10 protein-coding genes and 2 tRNA genes are annotated in these 13,331 nt (G+C 39.8%); 9 read left to right on the top strand and 3 right to left on the bottom strand.

The genetic code is table 11. The annotated features are described in order from the left end of the window. The first annotated feature begins 32 nt into the window (after nucleotides 1-32). Nucleotides 33-827, top strand: coding sequence for a putative porin (locus J8L71_RS10930; RefSeq protein WP_211000565.1), 795 nt, complete (start codon nucleotides 33-35; stop codon nucleotides 825-827). A 599-nt stretch (nucleotides 828-1,426) separates the two neighbouring features. Beyond that, the gene (locus J8L71_RS10925) at nucleotides 1,427-2,230 is read left to right on the top strand and encodes a putative porin (protein WP_211000564.1); all 804 of its coding nucleotides are present in this window, start codon (nucleotides 1,427-1,429) and stop codon (nucleotides 2,228-2,230) included. A 96-nt stretch (nucleotides 2,231-2,326) separates the two neighbouring features. On the opposite strand, the gene J8L71_RS10920 is transcribed toward J8L71_RS10925, so the two are convergent. Beyond that, a complete protein-coding gene (locus J8L71_RS10920) occupies nucleotides 2,327-4,174 on the bottom strand; it encodes a M2 family metallopeptidase (RefSeq protein ID WP_211000563.1) in 1,848 nt (615 codons plus the stop codon). Nucleotides 4,175-4,341: 167 nt separating this feature from the next. Between J8L71_RS10920 and J8L71_RS10915 the strand changes: the two genes are divergently transcribed. Then, a complete protein-coding gene (locus J8L71_RS10915) occupies nucleotides 4,342-6,618 on the top strand; it encodes an acyl-CoA dehydrogenase (RefSeq protein WP_211000562.1) in 2,277 nt (758 codons plus the stop codon). Nucleotides 6,619-6,689: 71 nt separating this feature from the next. Here the strand turns inward: J8L71_RS10915 and J8L71_RS10910 are convergent, their stop codons facing one another. After that, entirely contained in the window at nucleotides 6,690-7,124 is a 435-nt protein-coding gene (locus J8L71_RS10910) for a hypothetical protein (protein ID WP_211000561.1), read from the bottom strand. Nucleotides 7,125-7,270: 146 nt separating this feature from the next. Then, a complete protein-coding gene (cysK, locus tag J8L71_RS10905) occupies nucleotides 7,271-8,239 on the bottom strand; it encodes a cysteine synthase A (RefSeq protein WP_058548272.1) in 969 nt (322 codons plus the stop codon). 364 nt (nucleotides 8,240-8,603) lie between these two features. Between cysK and J8L71_RS10900 the strand changes: the two genes are divergently transcribed. The 6 genes from J8L71_RS10900 (at nucleotide 8,604) to J8L71_RS10875 (ending at nucleotide 13,324) form a co-directional block, all read left to right on the top strand. Then, a complete protein-coding gene (locus J8L71_RS10900; RefSeq protein ID WP_211000560.1) occupies nucleotides 8,604-9,755 on the top strand; it encodes a dicarboxylate/amino acid:cation symporter in 1,152 nt (383 codons plus the stop codon). Between the two features lie 108 nt (nucleotides 9,756-9,863). Next, nucleotides 9,864-10,514, top strand: coding sequence for a UvrY/SirA/GacA family response regulator transcription factor (uvrY, locus tag J8L71_RS10895; RefSeq protein ID WP_004589511.1), 651 nt, complete (start codon nucleotides 9,864-9,866; stop codon nucleotides 10,512-10,514). A 6-nt stretch (nucleotides 10,515-10,520) separates the two neighbouring features. Then, nucleotides 10,521-12,344, top strand: coding sequence for an excinuclease ABC subunit UvrC (uvrC, locus tag J8L71_RS10890; RefSeq protein ID WP_211000559.1), 1,824 nt, complete (start codon nucleotides 10,521-10,523; stop codon nucleotides 12,342-12,344). Between the two features lie 42 nt (nucleotides 12,345-12,386). Then, a complete protein-coding gene (gene pgsA / locus J8L71_RS10885) occupies nucleotides 12,387-12,932 on the top strand; it encodes a CDP-diacylglycerol--glycerol-3-phosphate 3-phosphatidyltransferase (protein WP_211000558.1) in 546 nt (181 codons plus the stop codon). 211 nt (nucleotides 12,933-13,143) lie between these two features. Next, nucleotides 13,144-13,219 (top strand) — tRNA-Gly (locus tag J8L71_RS10880). 31 nt (nucleotides 13,220-13,250) lie between these two features. After that, nucleotides 13,251-13,324: transfer RNA gene (locus J8L71_RS10875), tRNA-Cys, on the top strand. Nucleotides 13,325-13,331: the final 7 nt, after the last annotated feature.

The following is a 13,331-nucleotide window of genomic DNA, read 5'->3' as shown; positions in this document are numbered from 1 at the left end:
ATAAAAAGCAATGTACAAAGGGAAGTCTTACAATGAAAAGATTAGCAGTTATTATTTCAAGCATTTTATTATCTAGCACTGCGGCTGCTGCAGACAGCTATAACTCAATTAGTAATTTAAGCTACAAAGATAGCGATAACAACGACACCGTGGCTGTAGATTCTATTTACTACTTATCTCCTAAAAAAACATTAGGCCCGTACGATCAGTTTGAATACATCAACAAGCAAACAAATGTATATGGTGGTTACGCTGATGATGACTTTGGCGATTTAACTAACATTGGTGGCGAATACTTTATCAATGAATTTTTAGTTGGCGCATCATACGAAAACTACGACCCAGATTCAGGCTCTAACGGTGAGCTTTACAAACTAACAGGTGGTTACTTTTTTAACCCTGACTTACTAGCTAAAGTAACACTTGTAGAAAACAAAGATGGCGATGATTACGCTTTATTTGATTTAGCATATAACCATATGCTTAACAGCACCGATTATGTTGGTGTAACTGTGACTGCAGATGACGATTTTGATTACCGTGCAGTTGCAGCTAAGTACTTTATCGACTTACAACAAGGTAACTTTTTAACCTTTGAAGGTAAGTACGAAAGCATTGAGGATGCAGAAAACCAATGGGTAGCTGAAACTAACTACTACTTCTCAAAAGCAACGTCTGTATTTGCTAATTACAACAAGCAAGATACTTACAGCTTTGGTGCTCAGCACTTCATTAATAAAAACATTGGTCTTAAAGTAGGTTACGAGAACAATGCAGATGACTCAGATAACGATGCTTACTTTGCTAACATGCGTTTTCAGTTTTAATTAACTCCCTGACTTGGTTAAACAAGAGTATTAAAAAGCCCGCTAATTAAGCGGGCTTTGTTGTTTTTGGCGTTTGAGTGTTCAACGATGAGTTATTACTAGCCGTATTTACGGCCTTTATTTTTATCAAGCAGATTGAGGGGATGGAAGGTGATAGCTGTAAAATAGTAATTACTAGTGTTCTTTATACTGGTAAGTGATAGCTAGTATAAAAAGCATACAGGAATGCGCAATGATACAAACCTGTTCGAAAACGAAATTTAAGAAATGGTAAAATAAAAATAGTAATTTTTTTAGAAATGAAAAAAATAAAAAGAAGGTAAATTATATTGATGAGGTTTATTGAATAGTTAACTTGCACTCATTTTAGCGGTAGTTTGTACCTTATTTATTACTTATTTAGGCGAAATGATGACATGCTGCTATTTTTACGAATATGCGAGATGCTTTGCATTTACATTTAAGCATTAAATTAACAATTCAACTGCGGTAAAACTGTACTGTCATTCAGAATTCATTCATTTTTTCAGCGTTAGGATGCGCCCCGACTTTAGCTAGACAGCTAGAGCATACAAAGTAACATTTATAGGGAATTTAAGATGAAAAAATTAGCCGTTATCATTTCGAGCATTTTATTATCAGGTGCTGCTACTACTGCAGCGGCAGCCGATAGCTATAATTCAGTTAGCAATTTAGGTTATCAATTTACAGATAGTAATAATGATGACCAATTCAGTATCGATTCTACTTATTACTTTTCTCCTAAAGATACATTAGGTCCTTACGATCAGTTTGAGTACATAAATAAAGAAAGTAACGTTTTTGGTGCTTACACAGATAACGACGCAAGCGATTTAACATTAATCGGTGGCGAATACTTTTATAAAGACGTCGTTTTTGGCGCTTCATATGAAAACAGCGATTTTGGTTCTAACAATGAATCTTTTGCGTTCACAGCAGGTTATTTTTTCAGCCCTGACTTACTAGCAAAAGCCAAATTTGTTGACAATGATGATGGCGAAGATTACGCATTATTTTCTTTAGCCTATAACTATATGCTAAATGGCACTGATTATGTTGGTGTAACTGTTCAATCAGATGATGATTTCGATTACCGCTCGGTAGCAGCTAAGTACTTTGTTGATTTGCAAGAAGGTAACTTTTTAACTGTTGAAGGTACATTTGAAAGTCTTGAAGAAGCTGATGATCAGTGGAATTTAGAAACTAATTACTACTTTAGTAAGGCTACGTCAGTGTTTGCCTCTTATAATAAAGAAGATGCTTATACTTTTGGCGCCCAACACTTCTTTAATCCAAACCTTGGATTAAAAGTAGGTTACGGTAATAACGCAGATGACTCAGATAACGATGCTTACTTTGCTAACATGCGTTACCAGTTTTAATTAACTTCCTGACTTAGTTAAAACAAGAGTATTAAAAAGCCCGCTAATTAAGCGGGCTTTGTTGTTTTTGACGTTTGAGTATTTAACGATGAGTTATTACCAGCCGCAATTACGGCCTTTATTCTGCTCATCTAAATAGCGTTGTAGTGGTGCAAAGTAGTCAAGCATGGCTGTAGCGTCCATTTGTGGTTTACCCGTTACGGTTTCAAGTGCTTCTTGCCATGGACGAGAGGAGCCCATTTCTAGCATTGCGTTAAGCTTCGCGCCTGCCTCTTTTGAGTTATAAATAGAGCAGCGATGAATCGCTTTATCGTTACCGGCAATTTCACATAAGCTACGATGAAATTCAAATTGTAAAATATGCGCTAAAAAGTAACGTGTATAAGGTGTATTACCTGGGACGTGGTACTTAGCACCCGGATCAAAGTCGTCTTCGCTACGAGCGATAGGCGCTTGCACACCTTGGTACTTTTCGCGAAGTTCCCACCATGCTTTATTGTAATCTTGCGGCTTTACTTGCCCTGAAAATACCTGCCAACGCCATTGATCAACCATTAAGCTAAAGGGCACAAAAGCCACTTTATCAAGCGCCATTTTCATTAATAGGCCAATGTCTTTTGATTCATCAGGTACTTGCTTTAATAAGCCAATTTCTTTTAAGTAGCCTGGTGTAACCGAAAGGGCAATGGTGTCGCCAATGGCTTCATGGAAACCATCGTTTGCACTTTCTTGATAAAATAAAGGCTGCTTGTTGTAAGCGCGCTGATAAAAATTGTGGCCTAGCTCATGGTGAATAACAGAAAACTCTTCACCTGTGCGTTGAATACACATTTTAATGCGTAAGTCGTCTTTGCTATCTATATTCCAAGCAGATGCATGACACTGCACATCTCTGCCTTTTGGTTTTATAAACAACGAACGCTCGTAAAAGGTCTCTGGTAGTGGCTCAAATCCCATTGAGGTAAAAAAGGTTTCAGCCCCTTTTACCATTTTAAGTTCGTCGTAATTATTTTTAGCTAATAGCTCGGTAACATCGTAACCCGGATCGGCATTTTCTGGCGCGACTACATCGTAAATGTTACCCCACGCTTGCGCCCACATGTTCCCTAGTAAATGTGCAGGGATTGGCTCATCTTGGGCTACTTTATCGGTGCCGTATTTTTCGCCTAATTTAGCACGAACATGACAGTGAAGAGCGTTGTATAACGGTTTTACTTGCCCCCAAATGCGGTCAAGCTCTTTGGTAAAGTCATCAGCTGGCATATCGTATTTACTGCGCCACATTGCCCCTGTATCAGCATAGCCAAGCTCTTTAGCACCTTCGTTGGTAAGTGTAACTTGCTGCTCGTAAAGTGGGCGCATTGGTTTTGATATTTGTCGCCAGCCTTGCCACAAATCAAGTAGTTCGTTGTAATCTCGGCTGGTGGCCATTTTTGCCGTCATGTCGCCAAGGCTTAAGCAGCTGCCATCGTCTTTACAATATTTACCTTTACCGTATAACCCCCCAAGCTCTGCCACAATAGTTGAAAGCTGAGCTGTTTTTTCGGCGTCTTGCGGGGCTGGTAGGGTAAGCGCTAGTTTAAGCTTATTAAGTTTGCGGCGCGCGTCATAATCAAGTTCGAGCTCATCAAACTGTGCAGCTTGATTGGCTAAGCGCACAACGGTTTCGGTCATTTTACGATTAACTTCAGCAGAAAGTGCTGAGGTATCATGAGTAATAAAGTTCGCGTATATCCACTCTGCACGGCTCGATTCTAAATAAAGCGCACTTAACTCTTGTTCTGTTTTTGCTATAAATGCGTTTGCATCTTTTGCGGTTACTGTTTTGGTAGCTTGTGATGAATCGCTGGTGTCTAGTGTTACTTGTGCATCGCAAGCTGATAAAGCTAGTGTGCTGGCAACCACAAGCGCGCTCATGCTGAGTTTAAAGCGTGGTGTATTCATGATATCCCTTTAATTTATTGTTATTAAGGCGTTGATAATAGCAGCGATGTTTAAAACAATGAAATGAATACATCAAGCTAAACTGCTCGTCGTGCAATGATTGTATTTAAATTAAGATGGGTCATAATTAAGTTACTATTTTCATTCAATGTGTAAGGAATGTACGCATGTCAGTATTTATAATATTGCTGGTTGTTGTGGTGGTTATTTTTGCTGTTAAAGATATTCGCCTCAACCTGATCAGTCGTCCTACGTTCAAAATGTTTAAAAAGGTACTTCCACCGCTTTCGCAAACAGAGCGAGAAGCAATGGAAGCAGGTGATGTTTGGTGGGACGGTGAGCTTTTTAGCGGTAACCCTGACTGGCAAAAACTACATCGTTTTCCTAAGCCTGAGCTGAGTGATAAAGAAAATGCCTTTATGGATAGCCAAGTAGAAACGCTATTAGCGATGCTTGATGATTACCAAATAGTGCAAAAAGACAAAGACCTACCAAAAGAAGTATGGGATTACTTAAAAACAGAAGGCTTTTTTGCGCTGATCATTCCTGAAAAGTTTGGCGGGCGAGAGTTCTCAGCTATTGCAAACTCTACCATAGTGTCAAAAATTGCGACCAAAAGCTTAACTGCGGCGGTAACGGTTATGGTGCCTAATAGCTTGGGCCCGGGTGAATTATTACTGCATTATGGTACAAAAGAGCAGCAAGATCGTTGGCTACCAACGCTTGCAAGTGGTGAAGACGTACCGTGTTTTGCCCTTACCGGCCCAGAAGCGGGCTCTGATGCGGGCAGCATTCCTGACTCAGGCGTTGTATGTAAAGGGCTGCATAATGGTGAAGAAGTTATAGGCCTGCGTTTAAATTGGTCTAAGCGCTATATTACGCTTGCGCCAGTGGCAACGGTGCTTGGCCTTGCATTTAAAATGTACGACCCTGATGGACTACTTGGTGATGAAAAAGAACTCGGTATTACCTGTGCACTTATTCCTACCGACCATGAAGGCGTAGAAACAGGCGAGCGTCATTATCCGTTAAATATGGCGTTTATGAACGGGACGACTTACGGTAAAGACGTATTTATCCCATTAGATTGGATTATTGGTGGTGAGCAAGGGGCAGGGCGCGGCTGGCGTATGCTCGTTGAATGTTTAAGTGCCGGGCGTGGTATTTCGCTGCCAGCACTAAGTACAGCCACAGGACATTTAGCGTCTAAAATGACCTCAGCTTACGCAATGGTGCGCCAGCAGTTTGGTGTATCTATTGGTCAATTTGAAGGTGTGCAAGAGGCATTAGCACGTATTGGTGGTTTAACGTATGCACTTGAGTCGTGTAGGTTGATGACTGCAGGCGCGATAGACTTAAAACTAAGCCCGTCGGTTGTTACGGCTATTGCTAAATATCATATGACCGAAATGGGTCGTACTGTGATGAACGATGCTATGGATATTCATTCAGGCAAAGGTATTCAAGTGGGACCTAATAACTATTTAGCCCATGGCTATATGGGTATTCCGGTATCAATTACGGTTGAAGGCGCTAATATTTTAACGCGTAATTTAATGATATTTGGCCAAGGCGCTACGCGCTGTCATCCGTTTGTGTTAAAAGAAATGGAAGCGGCGGCAATGGAAGATGATGACGCCGCACTTGATCAATTTGATGGTTTGCTAATGAACCACATACTTTTTGCTGCAAGCAATGCGGGTATGGCATTTGTACATGGCTTAACTCGTAGCTGTTTTGCCAAAGCACCTGTGTGCGGTGCCACCGCTGTTTACTACAAGCAATTAAGCCGAATGAGCCGTGGTCTTGCCTTTACCACCGATGTTGCCATGTTAGTACTGGGTGGCGAGCTTAAACGAAAAGAAATGATTTCGGCGCGCTTAGGTGATGTACTAAGTCATTTGTATTTAGCTTCTACAGTGTTAAAGCGCTTTGAAGACGAAGGTCGCCAACAAGCTGACTTACCGTTTGTTAAATACGCTATTGAAAACTCATTGTATGAAATTGGCCAAGCGTTTGATGGCTTTTTCAAAAACTTTTCAAATCCTGTGATTAACTTTTTACTTAAACGCATTGTATTTCCGCTTGGCAATCACTATCACAAACCAAGTGATGAAACAGCACAAAGTATTTGCGAGCACATGACCCAGCCTGGTGTATTTAGAAACCGCTTAACACATTTATGTTATGTGGATGAAAATGCCGGTACCGGTGTAATGGAGAATGCGTTTTTAGCTATGCATGATATGCAAGCGCAGTTTAAAGACTTAAAACAATGGCAACGAAAAGGTAAGGTACCTGCCACGCTTGATATAGAAGGCGCAATTAGTTACTCGTTGGAGCAGGGCTTTATAGAGCAAGCTGATGCAGATGCAATGCACCATACAAATAAACTAAGAAAACAAGCAATTGCGGTTGATAACTTCAAGCCCGGTGAGCTTTAGTCATTTATATGTTTTAATTTATAGTTAAAATGCAAAAGGCCTTACAGATGTAAGGCCTTTTTTGTTAGTGGTTATCGAGCGTAAGGGTCGGCCACTATTTTATCTATATACCATTTACCCTTTTTTTGGAGCATTTTAACGCTTCTGAAATCGTCAATTTTATCGCCATTAAAATAACCTGTAAAAATCAGGTTTATTTTAGCGTTATCGCCGTATTGTTCACGTACGCTCATGTTGGTCATGTCAACTTCAATAACGACTTCGTCGTACTGCATATTAACTAAATTACGTGAAAACTGCTTAGCTGTCCCATAAGACTTCATTATGCGGGTAAGGTTAGGTGTTGCCATAGTACTGGCTTTTTGTAAGTCTTGTTGATTATAAAGGGCATCAAAGTAAGCGGTAGCTGTATCGCCAGGGGTATCGCCAAGCGTTTTTGCGTCATCCCCACATGCACTAATAAATAGGCATACAACTAAACTTAGTAAACTCGAGATTTTTTTCATGTTAATTATTATTAGTTAGTTTTTTTAAAGTGTGTGGCTAATTAAAGAAGATGTAAAGCGGTGGCGGGTAATTAATAGAAAATTGCATAATAAATAATAAAAAAGGATGCCATAAGCATCCTTTTTAGTATCTCAAGGAGAGAAAATTACTGTACTAATTCTTGCTCGCTAAATTCTTCAGCAAACATTGGGCTAGATAAGTAACGCTCAGTTGCACTTGGTAAAATTACCACAATGTTTTTGTCAGCATTTTCTGGTTTTTCAGCAATACGTTTAGCAGCAATTACCGCCGCACCTGATGAAATACCTACTAATATACCTTCTTTTTTCATTAACTCGTGAGCCATTGCAATAGCATCTTCATTAGATACTTGCTCTGCACCATCGATAACACTTAAATCTAAGTTACCAGGGATAAAGCCCGCGCCAATGCCTTGAATTTTATGAGGGCCTGGTTTTATTTCTTCCCCAGCAAGCGTTTGGCTAATCACTGGCGAGCTTGTTGGTTCAACAGCTATTGATTTAACATCTAAACCTTTTTCGTTTTTAAGGTAGCGGCTAACGCCTGTAATTGTGCCACCAGTACCAACACCGGCTACAAAAAAGTCTACTTTACCGTCAAGCGCGTCAAAAATTTCAGGGCCTGTTGTTTCAAAGTGGATTTTAGGGTTAGCTGGATTTTCGAACTGTTGTAATAGAATAAACTTTTCAGGGTCTGTTGCTTGAATTTCTTTCGCTTTTTCAATTGCGCCGTTCATGCCCTTAGCACCATCGGTAAGTACTAAGTTTGCACCTAATGCTTTTAATAGTTTACGACGCTCTAAACTCATCGTATTTGGCATAGTTAGTGTCAGTTTGTAACCACGTGCAGCAGCAACAAATGCAAGTGCAATACCTGTGTTCCCTGAGGTTGGTTCAATAAGTTCTTTGCCTTCAACAAGCTGACCTGATTTTTCAGCTTCCCAAATCATTGATGCACCAATACGACATTTAATACTAAAGCTAGGGTTACGAGATTCAACTTTAGCGTATACATTCCCACCCGTAACACGGTTAAGTTTTACCAGTGGCGTATTACCAATACTTAGTGAGTTATCTTCAAAAATAGTAGACATAATGTTCCTTTGGATACAATCTGATCAATGTGTTAATAGCTTTTGCTACTAACTATATAAATACACTTTACTGTGAGTTTAAAAAAACTAAAGTAAAGTTTGGCTATAACATATATTTATTGGGCTTATAACCAGTCGAAATAAAAATTAATTATTAATGGTGCTTTAGTTATTAAAGGTGCGGGCTTAATTTTAAATTTAAAGTGCAAAGGTTTAGTTTAGTTAAAAAACACGCAAATTAGCCTGTTATTAATATAGATTTGTTTGATATTTGTGCACATGAATTTAACTTGAATAGTTTTATCACACAACGGGTCCAAAACATGTTAAAAACACGGTATCTAAATTCAACTAAGCAATCACAATGAACTTAATATTAAAATTAATTGCCGGTATTGTGGCCGGTATTTTGGTCGGGCTCTATGTGCCTTTAACAGGTGTTGAGCTTTTATTTACTGTTAAAGAACTAATTGGCCAACTCATTTCCTTTACTATACCTTTAATTATTTTGTTTTTTATTGCCTCAGGCATTGCTGGTTTACCAAAGGGCTCAGGCCATTTATTAGGTAAGACTGTAGGGTTTGCTTATAGCTCTACTATTATTGCGGGCACGCTTGCATTTTTGCTAGTAAGTGCTGTTATTCCTCTTTTAAGTGGTGGTATTACATTCGAAGCAGAAGTAGCTACTGAAATAGGCAGTTTTATTGATTTAGAAATTCCACCACTAATGAGCGTAATGACGGCATTAGTTACTGCGTTTGTATTTGGTATAGGTATGAGCCAACTGCAATTAGAAACACTTAAAAAAGTTTCTGACCAGGGGCGTGATGTAATAGATGGCCTTTTATCAAAAGTGATTATTCCAGCTTTACCATTTTACATTGCAGGTGTATTTGCAGAAATGACAGTGGCAGGTACTGTGGTCGATACACTACAAACTTTTGGTGTTGTGCTTATTGCAGCCCTAGTTATGCATTGGCTGTGGTTAACCGTGTTGTATGTATCTACAGGTTTACTGCTTAAACGTAATCCGATAGAGCTGGTTAAAAATATGCTACCCGCGTATTTTACAGCACTCGGTACAATGTCCAGTGCAGCTACTATTCCTGTGTCTTTACAATCGAGTAAAGCAAATAACGTAAAAGAAGATGTAGCAAACTTTACTGTACCACTGTGTGCAACCATACATTTATCAGGTTCTACAATCACGATTGTAACGTGCGCAATGGCTGTTATGTTTTTATCGCCAAATATGGAAGTACCTTCATTAGTGGGAATGCTGCCATTTATTATGATGCTAGGCGTAGTAATGATTGCAGCGCCAGGTGCCCCAGGCGGCGCCGTTATGTCGGCACTTGGCTTATTAACAAGTATGCTTGGCTTTAATGAAGGGGCGGTTGCATTAATGATTGCACTTTATTTAGCTCAAGACAGCTTTGGTACCGCATGTAATGTTACCGGTGATGGTATTATTGCACTATGGGTTGATCGCTTTAGCGAAAAAGCATCATCTTAAATTATTAAGGCGAGCCAATAATACTAGTTATTGTTTCGCTTTATATATGGTACTGTAACGAATTAATTTTATTAAATCGCATGTTGTTAGGTAAGTGAGGATGTTCCATTGATTAATGTACTTTTAGTTGATGACCATGAGCTGGTTCGCACTGGTATAAAACGTATATTAGATGACGTACGTGGTTTTAAAGTGGTTGGCGAGGCTAAAGATGGCGAAGCAGCCGTACAGTTTTGTCGTCAACACGCGCCAAACATAGTATTAATGGATATGAATATGCCTGGCATGGGTGGACTTGAAGCGACGAAGAAAATTTGTCGCTACTGCCCAGATGTAAAAATTATTGTATTAACGGTTAATTGCGAAGACCCGTTTCCAAGCAAAGTAATGCAAATTGGCGCACATGGGTTTTTAACTAAAGGCGCGGGATCTGATGAGATGGTACGTGCTATTCGATCAGTTCATGCTGGCCAACGTTATATTGCCCCTGAAATTGCACAACAAATTGCACTAGCTCAAGTAACAGGGCGCACTGATGAAAACCCTTTTCAGAGCTTATCTGAGCGTGAACTGCAAATTATGCTAATGATCACTAAAGGTGAAAAAGCACAAGACATAGCAGAGCGCTTAAATTTAAGCTCTAAAACGGTTAATAGTTATCGCTACCGTATGTTTGAAAAACTAAATGTAGGTGGCGATGTTGAGCTAACACATTTAGCGATTCGCCATAAAATGATTGATATAGACGTATCGCACTAGTTACATATGCCTGAATTTGATCATGTACATTTTTTAAAATCGTTATCGAGCGAGCCTGGTGTTTACCGTATGCTCGATAGCGACCAACAAGTCATTTATGTTGGTAAGGCTAAAAATCTAAAAAAACGCGTAACAAGTTATTTTCGTAGTAATATAACCGATAGTAAAACTCGGGTTTTAGTAAGCAATATTTGTGATATTGAAGTCACGCTTACCAACACCGAAACCGAAGCACTTCTGCTTGAAAACAACCTCATTAAAAAATATCAGCCGCGCTATAACATATTACTGCGTGATGATAAGTCATACCCATATATTTTACTTACGAGCCATAAACACCCGCGTTTAGCGTTTCATCGTGGAAGCCGTAAAGTAAAAGGCGAATACTTTGGGCCTTTCCCAAGTGCCGGGGCAGTGTCTGAAAGTTTGCGCTTAATGCAAAAAATATTTCCGGTTCGTCAATGTGAAGACGCTTATTATCGAGCAAGAAGTCGCCCGTGTTTGCAGTATCAGCTAAAGCGCTGCTCTGCACCATGTGTTAACAAAGTGTCTGAGGACGAATATTCAGAACAGGTTGACTATGTTCGTAAGTTTTTAACGGGTAAGTCACACGAAGTTATCGCCGATTTAATAAAAAAAATGGAAACCGCTAGCGCACAACTTAACTTTGAACTTGCGGCGAAGGTTCGCGATCAAATTATGCTATTGCGTAAAATGCAGGAGCAGCAGTCTATCTCGGGCAACTTTGCTGAAATGGATGTGGTTGGTTTTGCACATTTAAATGGCTTAAACGGGATTCATTTATTGATGATCCGCGACCATAAAGTGCTCGGCAGTAAAACTTATTTCCCTAAAGTACCAAAAGACTCTGGCCAAGAAGAAATCCTTACTTCGTTTTTAGGTCAATACTACTTAGCACCTGGAGCAACAGGGCGCATAGCAAAAGAAATTATTTTACCGTTCGAAATTGCAGAAAGTGAAGTGTTAGGTGAAGCCCTAACTCAAATCAGTGAGCGCAAAGTAACACTTAAAGTAGTGACTCGTGGAGAGCGGGCGCAGTACTTACAACTTGCGAATAAAAATGCATTAAATAGCATTACTGTTAAGCAAAGCACTCAAGACTCTATAAATAAACGTTATGCTCAGTTAAAGGCGACTTTACGCCTTGATGATATAACGAGAATGGAGTGTTTTGATATAAGCCATACTATGGGTGAAAATACGGTTGCAAGTTGTGTGGTTTTTGACTCCCAAGGGCCAAATACCAAAGAGTACAGACGCTACAACGTAACCGGTATTACCGGGGGCGATGATTATGCGGCGATGGAATTTGCACTTAACAAGCGTTATAACAAAGTGGTAGACGAAGAAAAAATACCTGATGTAATATTTATTGACGGCGGTAAAGGGCAATTAGGTCGAGCAGAACAATATTTTGCAAACTGGCCTCATGCTAAAATGCCATTGTTAGTCGGTGTTGCTAAAGGTACCAGCCGTAAGCCTGGCCTTGAAACTTTATTAATTGACGGCGGGCGCAAAACTATTCCTATGGATTCGGATGCGCCTGCGCTTCATTTAATTCAACACATTCGCGATGAATCACACCGTTTTGCAATTGCAGGGCATCGTAATAAGCGCCAAAAACAGCGTACTCAATCCTTATTAGAAGAAATAAATGGTGTAGGCTCTAAGCGCCGCCAAACATTATTAAAATATTTAGGGGGCATGCAGGGAGTAAAAGCTGCTAATATAGAACAGTTAAAGAAAGTTCCTGGGATCAGCCCTGACATGGCTGAGAAGATATTTAACCATTTGCATGACAAGGGCTAGCCCTTCGTGCGAATATAGAAAAAAAGACATATCCAAGTAGTTATGTGGAATATTCCAAACACACTCACAACCTTTAGACTTTTTCTTATCCCCATTTTTTTGGTGATATTTTACTTGCCTTATAGCTGGGCTTTTTTTGTTGCCGCTTTTATATTTTGGCTTGCATCGATTACCGATATTCTTGATGGCTATTTAGCACGTAAGCTTGAGCAATCAACGCCTTTTGGTGCCTTTTTAGACCCTGTAGCAGATAAAGTAATGGTATGTGCAGCGCTTGTTGCACTATCTGATCATTATCAGTCTATGTATATGACAATACCTGCATTAATTATTATATGTCGTGAAATTGTTATTTCAGCTCTGCGTGAGTGGATGGCTGAACAGGGCAAGCGCGGTAATGTGGCCGTATCAAATATGGGTAAAATTAAAACCGCTGCGCAAATGTTAGCCATTATTGGTTTGATTTGGCAATATGCACCCTGGATGAACTATTTAAGTTTTGCACTACTGTATGTAGCAACCTTTTTAACCTTAAGTTCGATGATGCAATATTTACGTGCAGCATGGGGTGAATTGACTAAAAATTAGCTCTAAATGTCTAATAACGCACCGTTTTAGATAAAAAGTAATCAAACAGTTCAAAACTAGCATTTTTTGTATTGACGCGTTTAATAATCTCTGTAGAATGCGTCCGTGTTGAGAGGGCATAGCCCCCGAGATAAACGAAACGGTAATTAATTAGTTATCCGAATGTTGACTCAAAACATCGTGTTGAAATTCAAAAGCTAATAAATTAAATGCGGTACTAGCTCAGTTGGTAGAGCGCGACCTTGCCAAGGTCGAGGTCACGAGTTCGAGCCTCGTGTACCGCTCCAAGTTTATCTTAAGGTTAATACCCCGTACTGGGGCGGAATGGCAGAGTGGCCATGCACCGGATTGCAAATCCGTCTACCTCGGTTCGACTCCGGGTTCCGCCTCCATTTCAAC

The organism is Pseudoalteromonas sp. MMG007, from assembly GCF_018100985.1.
In the GTDB taxonomy this organism is placed as follows: Bacteria; Pseudomonadota; Gammaproteobacteria; order Enterobacterales; family Alteromonadaceae; genus Pseudoalteromonas.
The sequence above is the reverse complement of the archived record's forward strand: the minus strand, read 5'-3'. Positions and strand labels throughout refer to the sequence as shown.